A 14,930-nucleotide genomic window follows, 5' to 3' on the forward strand; every position below is an offset into this window, starting at 1 on the left:
GTCACCCAGCCGAAAGACCTGCCCGAGCGAGGGCTTCGGGCGCCGGCGTGACGTGCCCGTGCGGCTTGCAATAGCCGGGGTCGATCGCGCGATAGCCGAGCAGATGGCCGAGTGGCGCCAGGATCCCCAGCGCCACTCGCTGAATCGCAGGTGGCGGGTGCGTGAAGACGATAACGTCGGCAAATTCCCTGGCGATGACCGCCGCCTGAAGCGGCGAAGGCCTGCCTTTTTTGTCCACCTTGCCGGCATTGGCCAGGCCGAAGAGCATGCCAATCAGCAGCTCGAAACGGTTCGGGTCGATATCGTCCGCACCCGGCGCCCGGTCGACTTCGACCAGGACATGCGCTTCTTCGGTTTTGCTGCTGTTCCACCAATCATGTGCGACGCCTGCTTCGATCGCGGCGGATTGGCCAGGCCCCAGAGACAAAGTCTTCCCGGCGATGCAAGCATCGAGCCGGCCGCCGAGGACGGTAAACCGTTCCGTCAGGTTCGGGTGGAAGTGCTCGCCCACCACTGCGGCTCCCGGCCGAGCGGTCAGATGGGCGATGCCTGGCCCATCTCCGCGGTCTTCCGTGCCACGCAGGATGACAGCATATTCGCCGGTCACCTTGTTCTCGTAGACATCTCCACAGCGTGACATGGATCAGCTCGTGGGTTCATAGCATCAGCGCCGCCAACTATACGGTTGAAGGCATGGTGCTTCAACGCCTACAGGCGCCGACGTTCTGTTAACACAGGCGCGACGCCCTACCGAACATGCTTTGGAGGCCGCGCTCGCGGAAACGGCACGACCGTCAGCGGCGCCTTGCGGAATTCTGCGATGGCTATTTCTTCAATCAGCGCGTCGAGGGCCTCGTTGACGCGCCGGCTCGTTTCATCCGCGCCGCAGAGGCGGTTTTGTGCGCACTCCAAAAGCTCGCGCGCCGCGGCGAAATCGCTTCGCATGACAACACCCTTTGGTTTTTGGCCCGCCGCACCGACATTGTCGGCGCGCTTAATTGAGCGAGTGCTAATATACACAGGAGCAATTTAATCGAATGGTACGAGATGGCCGAGGCCGGGAGAGCGGGCCGAAATGACGGCTCTGCAACGGCGAAGACACGCCCGGGCTCAGCGTTTCCAGATATGAGATGCTAGCTCGTTGTCTGGCGACAGATTTTGCCAGCAATTTCACGGAAGTTTCTGGTGACCCGACGAGGACGGTCCCGACACGTACGCCCCTAGTACGATCTTGGGCGGCTTAGATATTCTCTGGCGGCGGCAATCTGGCGTCGATGCTCGCGGAGGAAAGCCGCGCCGAAACAAATCGCAAAGGCCAGTACGGAAAGGCTTGTCGTTGCTCTTGATGCTGGATCGGGATCGGGACTTATCAGGAAACGGAAACCAAGCGCGAAGGCGAAGACGATAAGGCCGCCAAACATACCGTTGATGAAGGGGGCGGTCGTGCGTTTCTGCTCCAACGAAGACTCCTAGGTTTTCCGCTAGGGAACTATGGTTTCCGCTAGGGAATATATGCGTTGAAGCTGATGTGCTACCGATCTGACGGCCCCGGCCTGTGGATATCGGGGACGAGCAGATATCAAGCGCCCCCGAGGTCTCAAGAAGCCCGCACTGGTGCCCCCGGACGGAATCGAACCGCCGACCTTCGGTTTACAAAACCGCTGCTCTACCAGCTGAGCTACAAGGGCACGGCGCTCGGGTTAGCATATTTGCTGCGCCAGTAAAGACAAAACTCCGTTTTCGGCTGCCGCGACCGCGCCGGTTCTGCCGCCAGGGCGTCCTGAAAACGGCCAATTCGCTTCCTATATTGACCGAAGGTGCAATCGCATCAGCGAGGCTGTCGCATGATCAGGTTTGTCATCATTCTCCCGCTCGTCGTCGTGGCCTGGGTTCTCCTGGTGAAGCTCGTCAGGGATCTGAAGCGCGCCAATATCGACTGGACCGGCGTCACCACCATCATCGGCTTCATCGCGCTCGCCTTCTGGCTTCGCCATATCACCGGCATGGGCTGAGGTCTGCCGATTGTTCCGGTGAACTGTCGACCGGCGACTGTTCGTGGTCGCGGCCGACGCATCAGGCCGGGCGATTTCTCCCTTCGAGAAAAAATCCAAAAAGATCTTCGAACCTTTTTCCTTGTTGCGACGACTGACGGTCAAGAGGCGGTGGGTCGCCTCTCACAACAAGGAGATCGTCATGTTCAAACGCACCATCGTTTCCGGCCTCGTCGCCACCACCGTCGCCGCCGCCATGCTGGTTGGTACGGTTCAGCCTTCGGCCGCCCATCACAAGCACTACAACAAGCACCTCGGCATCGGCATTGCTGCAGGTGTCGGCGGCTTCCTGCTCGGCAGCGCGCTCGCCCAGCCGCGCACCGTCTATATCGAGGAAGACGGCGGCTCCTGGCATGTCCGGCGCTGCCTCAATCGCTACCAGAGCTACGACCCGTACTCGGACACCTATGTCGGGTACGACGGTTATCGCCATCGCTGCCACCTTTGAGAGCCACTACCGCCCGTTTTGAGAGGAGGTGACCGTTTCAGGCAACCGGAAGAAGGGGCATCCCACCGCCCCTTTTTCTGTATGTCTGAGTTCCTATTCGAATGGTCGACTGCCAATGTCGGCATAGCTCATCATTTTTGAATTGGGCGCCGTCGACGAAACTGCCAATCTCCCCCCTTGCGGGGGAGATGCCCGGCAGGGCAGAGGGGGGTGCTGCCCCGCACTACTTGCCAGGCAATCGGAGCCTCCCCCTCAAGACGTTCGGAATGGGCTAAATCGAAAATTTGCGATCCTTCGCACCCCCCTCTGTCCTGCCGGACATCTCCCCCGCAAGGGGGGAGATTGGATTGCCGCACGGCTTTCGCCAATCGCCAACACTGAAAACTGCCTTATCCCGCCGTTCGGCTCTTGCCGATGTACAGGGGTTTCCCAGCAGCCTAATCTACAAGCCGAACAGCAATCTACTGCCGAGCCGAAACAGGGAGAGGGCGCTTGGGCGAGCACGATCCGAACGAAGAGCCGATCGAGACGATTTTCCGCAACGGCACAATCACCACCGTCGGCATCCTGCTGGCGTTCTCGCTGGGCTTCATCACGCATTGGGCCGCCAACCCGATACCATGGGAAATCTATCACCTGGCCGCCGTCGTGCCGATTTTGATCGGCATTGCCCTGCAGATACGAGCGCTGCGGTTGCTGCTCGACATAACGTGTCTACAACGGCGCGTTTATGAACGCGCCAATCGCATCTTCATTGCCGGCCTCATCTTCACCGCCTGCGGAGTTGGGCTGGCGATGCTGCTTGATTTCTACGACCTATCGACCAAGAGCGCGGTGCCCGGGGCCTAGCTCTGGCCATCCTGGCAGATGTCGCACCATTCGGCGCTGGTCAGCGCTGCCATGCGCTCGGTTCGCTGCCAAAGCCGGGAGGTGTCGGCAGGCCGCCGATCATCCTCGTCACCTCCGCAGCTGCATCGCGCACCAACGGGCCGATCTCGGCCAGCCGTTCCGGCGTGACCCGCACCGTCGGCCCGGAGACTGAAACGCCGCCAATCGGCTCGCCGAACTCGTTGAAGATGGCGGCGGCAACGCAGCGCATGCCCGGATGCCGCTCCTCGTCGTCTACTGACCAGCCGCGCAGCTTGATCGTCACCAGGTCGCGGGCGAGAGCCGAGATGTCGGACAGCGTGTTTTCAGTGAAGCGCTCCAGCCCGGCCCGGCGCAGGATAGTGGCGACGCGCTCCGGCTCGAGATGCGCCAGCACCGCCTTGCCGATGCCCGAGGCGTGGAAAGAACTGCGCGTGCCCGGCCGGAAGAAGGCGCGGATCGCCTGGTGCGTCTCGACCTGGCTGACGAAGACGACGCAATCGTCCTCGGCGACACCGAGATTGGCGGTCTCGCCGGTCTTCTCCATCAATTCCTGCATGACGATGCGGGCGCGATCGACCAGCTTGCGGCGGCGCAGGAACGCCGCGCCCATGCGATAGGTCTCGACGCCGATCGACCACAGCTGGTCGGTGCCGTCGAACTCGACCATGCCATGGTTCTCCAGCGTCGTCAGCATGCGGTAGGCGGTGGATGCCGGCAGACTGGAGCTGGCGGCGATCTCGCTCAGCGACAGGCCACTGCCGTCGGCCACGATTGCCAGGATGCGAAGCGCCCGGTCCAGCGACTGCACCGAAGCGGCCTCGGACGGTCCGTTGAAGGCGCGCGGCCGGCCGCGCTGGCGTTTTTCGGTGGTTTCCATGGATCCATTCTTCCCCTGTTCGCCCAAGCAAGCAATGAAAAAGTTTTTCATCGATTTGCGAAGCGAATTCATGGAAAACAGAAAGGCCAATCAATTCAATTCACAAGAGCCGCTCTCTAGAAATGAAAAAATATTCTGAAAAAATTGAAAAATAGTCGGCGCACTGGCATCATCGGCCATCAACAATTCCGTGGAGGCTGACATGGCCAAGATGCGCGCAGTCGACGCAGCGGTTCTCGTCCTCGAAAAAGAAGGCATTTCCTGTGCCTTCGGCGTGCCGGGTGCTGCGATCAACCCGCTTTATTCGGCGCTGAAGGCGAGGGGCAGTATCCGCCACATCCTTGCGCGGCACGTCGAGGCGGCTTCGCATATGGCCGAAGGATTTACCCGCGCCAGATCGGGCAATATCGGTCTGTGCATCGGCACTTCGGGTCCCGCCGGCACCGACATGATCACCGGCCTCTATTCGGCCGCTGCCGATTCCATCCCGATCCTCTGCATCACCGGGCAGGCGCCGCGGGCTCGCCTCAACAAAGAGGATTTCCAGGCTGTCGACATCGCCGCCATCGCCGCGCCCGTCGCCAAATGGGCTGTTACCGTCATGGAACCCTATTTGGTGCCGATGGCGTTGCAGAAGGCGTTCCATCTGATGCGCTCGTCGCGGCCGGGGCCGGTTCTCGTTGATCTGCCGGTCGATGTGCAACTGGCTGAGATCGAGTTCGACATCGATGCTTATGAGCCGCTGGTGCCGTTCAAGCCGGCAATGTCGCGCGCTCAGGCGGAGAAGGCCCTGAAAATGCTCAATGCGGCCGACAAGCCGCTGATCGTCGCCGGTGGCGGCATCATCAACGCCGATGCGTCGGACCTGTTGATCGAATTCGCCGAAGTCACCGGCGTGCCTGTCATTCCGACGCTGATGGGCTGGGGCGCGATCCCCGACGACCACCGCCTGATGGCTGGCATGTGCGGGCTGCAGACCTCGCACCGCTACGGCAATGCGACGATGCTCGAAGCCGATTTCGTATTAGGCATCGGCAACCGCTGGGCCAACCGCCACACCGGTTCGGTCGACGTCTACACCAAGGGCAAGAAATTCATCCACGTCGATATCGAACCGACGCAGATCGGCCGCGTCTTCGCGCCGGACCTTGGCGTCGTCTCGGACGCCGGTGCGGCGCTTAAAATGCTGCTCGACGTCGCCACCGAATGGAGGACGGCCGGGAAATTGCGCGACTGGTCGGGCTGGGCCGGCGAATGCCGGCAGCGCAAGAAGACGATGAAGCGCAAGACGCATTTCGACCAGGTGCCGCTGAAGCCGCAGCGCATCTACGAGGAGATGAACAAGGCGTTCGGCCGCGACACCACCTACGTCACCACGATCGGCCTGTCGCAGATCGCCGGGGCGCAGTTCCTGCATGTCTACAAGCCGCGCAACTGGATCAATTGCGGCCAGGCCGGGCCGCTCGGCTGGACATTGCCGGCGGCGCTCGGCGTTCGCGCCGCCGATCCGGACCGTACCATTGTCGCACTTTCCGGCGATTATGATTTCCAGTTCATGATCGAGGAACTGGCAGCCGGCGCGCAGCACAGACTGCCCTACATCCATGTCGTCGTGAACAATGCCTATCTCGGCCTGATCCGCCAGGCGCAGCGCGGGTTTTCGATGGATTTCGAAGTCAGCCTGGCCTTCGAGAACGTCAATCGACAGGGCGATGCCGAAGCTGGCTACGGCGTCGACCACGTCGCTGTCGCCGAGGCGATGGGCTGCAAGGCCGTCAGGGTGCGCAAGCCGGAGGAATTCGCCGGTGCCTTCGATGAGGCGCAGCGCCTGATGAACGAGCACCAGGTTCCGGTTGTGCTCGAATTCATCCTCGAGCGCGTCACCAACGTTTCGATGGGCACCGAAATCGACAAGATCACCGAGTTCGAGGAGCTTGCCGAGCATCACGAAGACGCGCCGACGGCGATCGTCATGCTCGACTAGCTGTTTTATGAGGAATTACTGCCATGCCACGGTTTTCAGCCAATCTTTCGATGCTCTTTGGCGAGCACGACTTCCTCGACCGCTTCGATGCCGCCGCCCGAGCGGGCTTTAGGGGTGTCGAGTATATCGGTCCCTATGACCATGCGCCGGATGTCGTTGCGGCAAGGTTGAAGCAGAACGGGTTGACGCAGGTCCTGTTCAACCTGCCTGCCGGTGACTGGGCCAAGGGCGAGCGCGGCATCGCGATCCTGCCGGACCGCATCCCGGAGTTCCGGCAAGGCATTGCCAAGGTCGTCACCTACGCGCACGCGCTGGGTTGCGAGCAGGTCAATTGCCTCGCCGGCATCGCGCCGCAGGGCGTCGATCGCTCCGTGCTGGAAGACGTCTTCGCCGAAAATCTGGCTTTCGCGGCGGAAAAGCTGGAGCAGGCCGGCATCCGGCTGCTGATCGAGCCGATCAACACCCGCGATATCCCGGGCTTCTTCCTGAATTACTCGGACCAGGCGCTGGCGCTGATCGACCGCGTCGGCTCGAAGAACCTGTTCCTGCAATACGACATCTATCACATGCAGATGATGGAGGGGGATCTCGCCCGTACCATCGAGGCAAACCTCAACCGCATCGCGCATATCCAGCTTGCGGACAATCCTGGCCGTCATGAGCCGGGGACGGGCGAGATCAATTTTCCTTTTTTATACAAGCACATCGACAGGATCGGGTACCCCGGCTGGGTCGGGGCGGAGTACAAGCCGAAGGGCGGAACGGAAGCCGGGCTCGGGTGGTTTCGGGACGGGGCCGGGCAGGGGAGTGCGGCGGCATAGACGCTACGTATCGCACGTCGCGTTCCTGCGCGCCCCCTCTGGCCTGCCGGCCATCTCCCCCACAAGGAGGGAGATTGGATGTCACCGCCGCTTTCGCCAATTTTCGAGGTCGGGAAAGTTTAACGGCCGGAGCGCGAACTGCCGATCTCCCCACTCGTGGGGAGATGGCCGGCAGGCCAGAGGGGGGCGCGCAGGAACGCCGCCTTAACAAGAAACGGAGAAAGACATGGAAACCATCGGCTTCATCGGACTCGGCATTATGGGCGCGCCGATGGCGGGGCATCTGCTCAATGCTGGCTATCACCTCGTCGCCAGCGACCACCGCTCGAAACCGCCGGCGGATCTGGTCACCAGGGGATTAAAGACCATCACCGGCCATGACGCTGTCGCCCGTGCCGCCGACATTGTCATCACCATGGTTCCCGACACACCGCAGGTCGCCGACGTGCTGTTCGGCCAAAACGGCGTCGCATCCGGCCTGAAAAGAGGCAAGCTGGTCATCGACATGAGCTCGATCTCGCCGATCGAGACCAAGGCCTTTGCAAGAAAGGTCAACGATCTCGGCTGCGACTATCTCGATGCGCCGGTGTCGGGCGGCGAGGTCGGCGCCAAAGCGGCATCGCTGACCATCATGGTCGGCGGCGAGGAAACAGCCTTCGAACGCGCCAGGCCCATCTTCGAGAGGATGGGCAAGAACATCACTTTGGTCGGGCCCAACGGCGTCGGCCAGACCACCAAGGTCGCCAATCAGATCGTCGTCGCGCTGACCATCGAGGCCGTCGCCGAAGCGCTTGTCTTTGCTTCAAAAGCCGGCGCCGACCCGGCCAAGGTCAGGCAAGCGCTGATGGGCGGGCTGGCCGCCTCGCGCATCCTGGAAGTGCACGGCGAGCGCATGATCAAGCGCACCTTCGCACCCGGCTTCCGCATCGAACTCCACCAGAAGGATCTCAATCTCGCGCTGGAAGGCGCGAAAGCCCTCGGCGTGGCGCTGCCCAACACCTCAACGACGCAGCAATTGTTCAATTCCTGCGCCGCTAATGGCGGGGCCAAGGAGGATCACTCGGCGCTTGTTCGAGCGCTGGAGCGGATGGCGGGATGTGAAGTAGGGAAGTAGGGAATAGGAGAGAATAAGGGAGTAGAGACGTGCAGTTAGCGAATACCGTGAATATGCTTTCCCCTACTCCCTTATTCCCCTATTCCCTAACCTAGAAACTTCCTCGCCGCATAAAGCGCCACCGCCGCCGCATTCGACACGTTGAGCGAGCGGATGGCGCCGGGCATGTCGAGCCGGGCCAGCGTCGTCACCGTCTCGCGCGTCTTCTGGCGCAGGCCCTTGCCTTCGGCGCCGAGCACCAGCGCTATTCTGTCGCCGGAAAAACTCTTTTCAAGCTCCGCCGGTCCATCCGAATCGAGACCGATGGTCTGGAATCCGGCATCGTGCAGCTGGCCGAGCGCATCGGCGAGGTTCTTTACCTCGATTTGGTCGATATGCTCGAGCGCGCCGGAGGCCGACTTCGCCAGCACGCCGGATTCCTGCGGGCTGTGGCGCGCCGTGGTGATCAGTGCGCCGGCACCGAAGGCCACCGCCGAGCGCAGGATCGCGCCGACATTGTGCGGATCGGTGATCTGGTCGAGCACCAGCACCAACCTGGTGTCGCCGAGCGCATCGAGGCGTTTCGGTTTCAGCGGCTCGGCCTCGATCAGCACGCCCTGGTGCACGGCATCCGAGCCGGTGACCTTGTCGATGTCCCTGGGTTCGACCAACTCCGCCTTGAAGGGCAAAGCGCCGAGATCGGCGATTGCCAGCCGCTCGGCAGCGTTGCGCGTCACCAGCATTTTCTTGATCTTGCGGCGCGGATTGTCGAGTGCGGCCCGCACCGTGTGCAGCCCGTAAAGCCGCACCAGCCCGTCCGCCGCGTTCTCCCCGGGCGGCACCGGCTGGCGTGGCCTGAACGCCGGCGCGCCGCCGCTCTTCTCGTCGCGATGCGCGCGGCGCAGCTTGGCGTAGTGGGTATCTTTCGGGGTCTTCGATTTGTTATCGTTGCTCATGGCGGCCTCTATAGCCGTGTCGTCCGGCGATGGATACAGCTGCACAAGGTGCTTGTCAGGCGAGGTGCGAAATTCAGCGCTTTTTGCCGGGCTGTTGTGGTTGACAGTTTTGGGCGCTGCCGCCATAAGGCGCTTCGCGGAAGGGCTGCTTTGGCGGCCGCGACGCGTCGATGCCTCGTTGCATGGCTCCGGCGGCAGACTGGAGAGGTGCCCGAGTGGTTAAAGGGGACGGACTGTAAATCCGTTGGCTATGCCTACGTTGGTTCAAATCCAACCCTCTCCACCACTGCCGGCCCGGAAGCCCTGAAACGCAGAGCGAGCGTCGGAGCGTATCCGATGCTTGACTGAAAGGCGCGGGTATAGCTCAGTGGTAGAGCAGCAGCCTTCCAAGCTGAATATGCGGGTTCGATTCCCGCTACCCGCTCCAGATTTCCCGCAGCCGCGGCGTCCCTCGCGCACGATCCCGAAGCAGGCACCGCCAAGTGAAGCGCTTTGCCGATAATTCAAAGTGTTGGTTGCGCGTCCAGACGGACGCGCAACGACCTCAATCCGTTGTTTTATGCATGTCGTTGTACCAAACCGCAGGGGGTGTTGGGCGACATGCCTTAACTCGCGAATTTGCTGAATATGGACGCGAGCTGGTTCTGCTGCGGCACTTGCCCGTTCGGCGTCAGCTGGTCGACAAGCCCTGGCAAGGCTGCGGACAGTTGCTTGAGCAGGTCCTGCTGGTTCAGCCCCGTCCTTTGCGCGATCTCCTGAATGATTTGTGGCCCGAGAGCGCTGCCCAGATCGCTGGGGTTGATCGGCTGGTTCTGACCGGTACCGACCCACGAATTGGCGACGTTGCCGTGGCCGGCGTCCTTCAGTTTGTCGAGCAGGCCGCCCAGACCGCCGAGCAGGCCGCCATCGGCAGATGCTGTTGTATCAGGCGGGACGGGGGCAGGGCTTTGCGTTGCCTCCGGCTGGGCGGAACTTCCACCGCTCAGCATTTTTCCCACCAAAAGTGCGCCGAGCGCGATCATCAGCGGCTTGGCGACGTTGCCGCCGGGAACGGCATTGTCAAACAGTCCCATTGTGGATCTCCATGTCAAATTGCCCGTCCGTCTCCGACAATGACGCATCCATGGCGAATTTCAAGCCGGTTTGAGCTTTCCGTAATCATGATTTTCAAGTTGGCTTGAGCTTTGCTTAATAATGTGGAAGTAATCGAGCGCGGGGAACGGAGAGGAAAAATGTCAATATTAAGCTGGATTATTCTCGGCGTCATCGCCGGCTTCATAGGCAGCAAGATCGTCAATAAAAGCGGGCAAGGCCTTGTGCTCGACATCGTGCTCGGGATTGTCGGGGCCATCGTCGGAGGGCTCATCTTCAGCGCGTTTGGCGCGTCGGGCGTTACCGGGCTCAACATCTATAGCCTGATCGTAGCCGTGGTCGGTGCCGTGGTTGTCCTCTGGGCCTATCATCAGTTCAGCGGCAAGAGGGCTCTATAGAAGCCGTCCGGCAGTTGCGTCGGCATTCGGGTGAATGCCGACCGCCTATCTGATCCTTCTGAGGATTTCGCGGATCAGCGTGTTGAGGCCGGCTTCCAGCCCTCTCACCATGATCGGCCATAGTTCCTCCAGCAATCGCTGCTATACGGCATCCCGCCCAATCCTCACCGGCAGATTTGGCGTCGAGCTCATTGCCGCCGTCACGTCGCGGCGCAGCCGCTCGCCGCAGCCGCTTGCGCCGCTGATCGTCGGATCGAAAGGCAGCCGGGTGAAATCCCATTTTCCGCGTTGCTCGATGCCGAGATTGCTTTCGACCTCGGCGTGCGAGAGCACCGTTTTGGGCGTGACCTTGATGCGGTAATATTTGCAGAGTTCGGCGACAACCGCGGTCATCGCGTCCCACTGCGCCCTGGTCATCGGATAGCGGCCGGCATCGAACGGCCTTTCCTCCGCCCCGGCCATGCAACAGAGCGAAACCCCGATCGAGCCGCCGTTGCAGTTGAGCGTGTGCGCGGCATATCCCGGTTTTACCCGGCCGGAATTGAGCGCGATCGAAGGCCGGCCCCTGACCAGACGGCCATTCCCCTCGACCAGTATGTGATATGCATCCTTGTCGGTATCGCCGGCCGAATGCGAGCCCGCCGTCCAATGGCAAATGACGCGCCTCATCGCAACATTGGGCAACCACTCGGGCGGTAATGCCACAGAAATCCCCGCGACATAGGTTCGGTGACGGAGCACAGTATAGTTTCTTTGGCGACGGACGCGAAAACGAAACGATAATTTGGTTGAGCGTTTTCTAACGGTCAGCTATTCGTCGGCATCTCCAGCGACCACGTGTTCTTCATATTGCGGCAGGTCGTCGGTGATCGTGAACCACTTCGCCTTGGAGCCGACAAAGATGTGCTGCGTCGGGCGGATGGTCGGCTCGTCGACCAGGGTTCCCATGGCGACATGCACGAAGGCACCGCCGCGGACCACCGAATAGAGCAACGAGCCGCAAGTCTTGCAGTGCGCGTTATGGCCGGTTTCGTCGCCGAAGATCATGTGATTGTCCTCGCCCCTGGTCAGGCTCAGCCTGTCGCGTTCGATGCCGGCGAATGGCTTGAACGCCGAACCGGTGGTGCGCCGGCAGTTCGAGCAGTGGCAGTTCGCGGCATAGATGAACGCGTCCGCCACCGCATACTGAACGGCGCCGCACAGGCACTTTCCGGTGAGCGTGCGGTTGCTTGCATTCTGGTTGCTTTCCGGGCTTGCCATGCGCTTCTCCACTTCCGCTCTAGGCGACGACAGTCAACCGGCGCTTGCGCTCGTCGAGCGAGACGATTGTCAACCCGCTGGCCACCACCAGCAGGATACCGCAGATGGCCAGCGCATTCGGGAGTTGCCGGAATACCACCAGGCCCGAAATCACCGCCCAGACGGTGAAGCAATAGTAGAACGGCGCCACCACGCTGGTCGGCCCGACGCGATAGGCCATGAAGATGAAGAAGTGGCCGAAGATCAGGAACAGTCCGGCCCCCGCCATCAGCAGCAGGTGATGGGTTTCAGGCACGACCCACTGCTCGGAAAGCAAATGAGCTGCCCCGGCGCCGGCCAGCACCACAATCACCGCGGAAATTGCGACAACCATCCCCGGCACCTCGGCGGCGACCTTGCGTCCCGCCAGATCGCGCGCCGCGGACAGAGCGGCATTGCCTAGCGCCAGCAGGGCGTAGACCGAAATCCCCTGCATCGTCGGTTGTGCCACCATCACCGCGCCGATAAAGCCGAGCCCGATCAGCGCCAGGCGCAGCCCGCCGATCCGTTCGCCAAACAGGATCGAGGAGCCGACCAGCATCAGCAAGGGTGTGATCTGCCCAAGCGCGGTCGAATCGGCGATCTGCATGTTGGCGAGCGCCACCACGTAGCAAAGGATAGCACCCAGTTCGAGCAGGTTCCTGCGCAACACCTTCGCGTCGAGGATCAGCGGGATCTGCTTGCCATAGCCCAGCATGAACAGCAGCGGAATGCCCCACAATGTTGCCGCAGCGCCGCGCAGGAACAGCACCTCATAGGGCGGCAGTCCCGCGGTTGCGAGCTTCATCATCGTGTCGTTCACGATGTAGGACCCGGTCGAAACGACCATGAACAGCGGGCCTCGAATGGCAGTCGGGATGAAATGCATGGGCCGACGAAATCAGACCGGCGCAGCAGCGGCAATGGGCCAGCGGCAAGCGAACGGATTTCCAGCGGCAATTGAACGGATTATGGCTTCAATTCACGTTGAGCGCTCCAGCCCGCGAAGCCAAGTGTCGGAAAAGCCTGCCATGCGCGGCCGACCACCAGGCCCAATACAAGCAGCGCCGAGAGAAAGGCGGTGGCCAGGTGTTCCGAGGGGCCCGAGACGAGCAGAATGCCGGCAAAGATCACGACAGCGCATTCTTTCGCCGAAAATCCTGATTTTCCCAGAAACGCCAGCGGGATTGCGAGAGCCACGAAATCATAGATGAACGCGTAGGGCGAAGCGAGAATCGTCACGGTTGCGAGCGCTGCTGCCTTGACGTCGAACGCCACTTTTTGACGCCATATCCAGATGATGCCAGCGCTCAGAACTGCGATGAGCAGGCCCTGCGCGGTCCATGCGAGCGTCCAATTCCACCCAAGCGCGCGGACAAAACCGTAGAGGCTTTGAAGCTTGGAGAAGTCAGCCCTACCATCGACGAGAATGGTGCCGTTGACCTTGGCGGCGGCATCGAAGAAATCGGACCAAATCTCGGCGCCGAAGAGGCCGATGGAAAGCATGATCATGACGGTGGTGGAAACAGCGGCCCAACCGATCACTCGCCAAAAGCCTCCAGCGATGAGCGCAAGCGGGATCATCAGGCCGAATTGCGGCTTATAGGTGAGCAGGCCGAAGCAGAGGCCGGCCAGCGCGGGGCGTTTTTCGATCGAGGCGATGGCTGCGCCAAGCAACGCAGCGGTAATGAAGCCGTTTTGGCCGACCACGGTATTCCAAAGCACAGGGGGCCAGGCCATGGCTGCCAGAATCGCAACGCGTGTGTTCCCGATCAGCCGTATGGCGGCGGCGTAGAGCGTTATCCCGGTCGCCATCCATGCAACCAATGCAGCCGGATAGGATAGCAACGCCAGTGCGGCGGTCACGATCAGGAAAGTCGGAGGATACTGCCATGAAAAATAGCCGTCGAAGGTAGCACCGCTTTCAGCGGTCGAGATGCTCTTGTGCAGGTCCCAATTATAGGCATCGGCGGCATGGCCTTGCAGGACAAGCTTGCCAGCCCCCCAGAATGCGATGAAGTCGGTCGCCAGCGGCCGCCCGTTTTCGTCGAACAGCCAGCTGCCGATCAATATCGAAATGCCAAGCACGCCGATGTAAGTGCAGATCAAGCCGCATATGGCCAGATAGATCAGACGTTGCAGGTTCTGCCCTGTCGCGATGGTGGCAATCCGCATGATGCTCATTTACCCGCAAGTGCCCAGGCGCCATTCTGCTCCAGTGTCATTAAGCCAGTGTCATTAAGGGAGTGTCATTAAGGGTTTGTGGCGCCTCCGGCCTTGGGTCGTGCCCATCTTACATTTCCGTCTTGCCATTCCCATATCGGCCACATCCCCTAAATCGGATCATGGGTTCGAACCGAGTGAGCCGCGCTCAGCCACAAGGCACTTGTGTTTTTCGGCCTTAGTCGCTAATCGCCCCGCATTCGACTGAACTGAAGGTCCAGGCCGTCCTTAGGCCGTCCAAGGAAAGAGACTATGGCAAAAGGTAAATTCGAGCGCACTAAGCCTCATGTGAACATTGGCACGATTGGTCACGTCGACCACGGCAAGACGTCGCTGACGGCGGCGATCACCAAGTATTTTGGCGAATACAAGCGCTACGACCAGATCGATGCGGCGCCGGAAGAGAAGGCACGCGGCATCACCATTTCGACGGCACACGTCGAATACGAGACGGCTGCCCGCCACTATGCCCATGTCGACTGCCCCGGCCACGCCGATTATGTGAAGAACATGATCACCGGTGCCGCGCAGATGGACGGCGCGATCCTGGTCGTGTCGGCCGCCGACGGCCCGATGCCGCAGACCCGCGAGCACATCCTTTTGGCCCGCCAGGTCGGCGTGCCGTCGATCGTGGTGTTCTTGAACAAGGTCGACCAGGTCGACGACGCCGAGCTGCTCGAGCTGGTCGAGCTCGAGGTGCGTGAGCTTTTGACCAAGAACGAGTTCCCCGGCGACGACATTCCGATCGTCAAGGGTTCGGCGCTTGCCGCACTTGAAGATTCTGACAAGAAGATCGGCGAGGACGCGATCCGCGAATTGATGGCGGCGGTCGATGCCTA

At 61.2% G+C, this 14,930-nt stretch carries 18 protein-coding genes and 3 tRNA genes; 10 read left to right on the forward strand and 11 right to left on the reverse strand.

The genetic code is table 11. The features are described 5' to 3' along the window. Position 1: 1 nt before the first annotated feature. The 4 genes from NKI01_RS25820 to NKI01_RS25835 form a co-directional block, all read right to left on the reverse strand. Positions 2–640, reverse strand: a complete 639-nt coding sequence (locus NKI01_RS25820) for a cupin domain-containing protein (RefSeq protein WP_023717503.1) — start codon at positions 638–640, stop codon at positions 2–4. Positions 641–747: 107 nt separating this feature from the next. Continuing rightward, a complete protein-coding gene (locus tag NKI01_RS25825) occupies positions 748–945 on the reverse strand; it encodes a hypothetical protein (protein ID WP_084641813.1) in 198 nt (65 codons plus the stop codon). Positions 946–1,220: 275 nt separating this feature from the next. Continuing rightward, the gene (locus tag NKI01_RS25830; RefSeq protein ID WP_031193539.1) at positions 1,221–1,460 is read right to left on the reverse strand and encodes a hypothetical protein; all 240 of its coding nucleotides are present in this window, start codon (positions 1,458–1,460) and stop codon (positions 1,221–1,223) included. Between the two features lie 152 nt (positions 1,461–1,612). Continuing rightward, positions 1,613–1,688 (reverse strand) — tRNA-Thr (locus NKI01_RS25835). 156 nt (positions 1,689–1,844) lie between these two features. Here NKI01_RS25835 and NKI01_RS25840 point away from each other — a divergent pair. The 3 genes from NKI01_RS25840 to NKI01_RS25850 all read left to right on the forward strand — a co-directional run bounded on the left by NKI01_RS25840 (position 1,845) and on the right by NKI01_RS25850 (position 3,348). Then, on the forward strand, positions 1,845–2,012 hold the full coding sequence (locus NKI01_RS25840) for a hypothetical protein (protein ID WP_023717505.1): 168 nt from the start codon (positions 1,845–1,847) through the stop codon (positions 2,010–2,012). Between the two features lie 43 nt (positions 2,013–2,055). Continuing rightward, positions 2,056–2,499, forward strand: coding sequence for a BA14K family protein (locus NKI01_RS25845; RefSeq protein ID WP_245278519.1), 444 nt, complete (start codon positions 2,056–2,058; stop codon positions 2,497–2,499). Positions 2,500–2,991: 492 nt separating this feature from the next. Then, a complete protein-coding gene (locus NKI01_RS25850; RefSeq protein WP_023717507.1) occupies positions 2,992–3,348 on the forward strand; it encodes a hypothetical protein in 357 nt (118 codons plus the stop codon). Between the two features lie 40 nt (positions 3,349–3,388). Here NKI01_RS25850 and bhcR read toward each other — a convergent pair whose 3' ends face one another. After that, positions 3,389–4,246, reverse strand: a complete 858-nt coding sequence (gene bhcR / locus NKI01_RS25855) for an HTH-type transcriptional regulator BhcR (protein WP_352549494.1) — start codon at positions 4,244–4,246, stop codon at positions 3,389–3,391. A 202-nt stretch (positions 4,247–4,448) separates the two neighbouring features. Here bhcR and gcl point away from each other — a divergent pair, with 202 nt between their 5' ends. The 3 genes from gcl (at position 4,449) to NKI01_RS25870 (ending at position 8,165) form a co-directional block, all read left to right on the forward strand. Continuing rightward, positions 4,449–6,230 (forward strand): glyoxylate carboligase, encoded by a 1,782-nt coding sequence (gene gcl / locus NKI01_RS25860; protein WP_023717509.1) that lies wholly within the window; start codon positions 4,449–4,451, stop codon positions 6,228–6,230. A 23-nt stretch (positions 6,231–6,253) separates the two neighbouring features. Then, on the forward strand, positions 6,254–7,051 hold the full coding sequence (gene hyi, locus NKI01_RS25865) for a hydroxypyruvate isomerase (protein WP_023717510.1): 798 nt from the start codon (positions 6,254–6,256) through the stop codon (positions 7,049–7,051). Positions 7,052–7,277: 226 nt separating this feature from the next. Further along, positions 7,278–8,165: a 2-hydroxy-3-oxopropionate reductase gene (locus tag NKI01_RS25870; protein WP_352484573.1), complete on the forward strand. Its 888-nt coding sequence runs from the start codon at positions 7,278–7,280 to the stop codon at positions 8,163–8,165. Between the two features lie 86 nt (positions 8,166–8,251). Here NKI01_RS25870 and NKI01_RS25875 read toward each other — a convergent pair whose 3' ends face one another. After that, complete coding sequence (locus NKI01_RS25875) at positions 8,252–9,100, reverse strand: TrmH family RNA methyltransferase (RefSeq protein ID WP_023717511.1); 849 nt, start codon at positions 9,098–9,100, stop codon at positions 8,252–8,254. A gap of 201 nt (positions 9,101–9,301) precedes the next feature. On the opposite strand from NKI01_RS25875, the gene NKI01_RS25880 reads away from it, so the two are divergent. Further along, positions 9,302–9,386: transfer RNA gene (locus NKI01_RS25880), tRNA-Tyr, on the forward strand. A 67-nt stretch (positions 9,387–9,453) separates the two neighbouring features. After that, positions 9,454–9,527: transfer RNA gene (locus NKI01_RS25885), tRNA-Gly, on the forward strand. 178 nt (positions 9,528–9,705) lie between these two features. On the opposite strand, the gene NKI01_RS25890 is transcribed toward NKI01_RS25885, so the two are convergent. Further along, entirely contained in the window at positions 9,706–10,173 is a 468-nt protein-coding gene (locus NKI01_RS25890; protein ID WP_023717512.1) for a YidB family protein, read from the reverse strand. A gap of 159 nt (positions 10,174–10,332) precedes the next feature. On the opposite strand from NKI01_RS25890, the gene NKI01_RS25895 reads away from it, so the two are divergent. After that, positions 10,333–10,590 carry a GlsB/YeaQ/YmgE family stress response membrane protein gene (locus NKI01_RS25895; protein ID WP_023717513.1) on the forward strand — a complete coding sequence of 86 codons (258 nt, stop codon included), beginning with the start codon at positions 10,333–10,335 and terminating at the stop codon, positions 10,588–10,590. A gap of 141 nt (positions 10,591–10,731) precedes the next feature. Here the strand turns inward: NKI01_RS25895 and NKI01_RS25900 are convergent, their stop codons facing one another. From NKI01_RS25900 to NKI01_RS25915, 4 genes are all read right to left on the reverse strand, one after another. Then, positions 10,732–11,259: a peptidoglycan recognition protein family protein gene (locus NKI01_RS25900; RefSeq protein ID WP_352965135.1), complete on the reverse strand. Its 528-nt coding sequence runs from the start codon at positions 11,257–11,259 to the stop codon at positions 10,732–10,734. A 141-nt stretch (positions 11,260–11,400) separates the two neighbouring features. Then, complete coding sequence (locus tag NKI01_RS25905; RefSeq protein WP_352965137.1) at positions 11,401–11,850, reverse strand: GFA family protein; 450 nt, start codon at positions 11,848–11,850, stop codon at positions 11,401–11,403. Between the two features lie 19 nt (positions 11,851–11,869). Beyond that, entirely contained in the window at positions 11,870–12,757 is an 888-nt protein-coding gene (locus tag NKI01_RS25910; RefSeq protein ID WP_352965139.1) for a DMT family transporter, read from the reverse strand. 80 nt (positions 12,758–12,837) lie between these two features. Continuing rightward, complete coding sequence (locus tag NKI01_RS25915) at positions 12,838–14,052, reverse strand: glycosyltransferase family 87 protein (protein WP_352965141.1); 1,215 nt, start codon at positions 14,050–14,052, stop codon at positions 12,838–12,840. A gap of 291 nt (positions 14,053–14,343) precedes the next feature. On the opposite strand from NKI01_RS25915, the gene NKI01_RS25920 reads away from it, so the two are divergent. Next, the coding region (locus tag NKI01_RS25920) for a GTP-binding protein (RefSeq protein WP_352965143.1) at positions 14,344–14,930 on the forward strand (587 nt) is incomplete at its 3' end.

Origin of the sequence: Mesorhizobium sp. M0815 (genome assembly GCF_040319995.1) — a bacterium.
GTDB lineage: Bacteria > Pseudomonadota > Alphaproteobacteria > Rhizobiales > Rhizobiaceae > Mesorhizobium.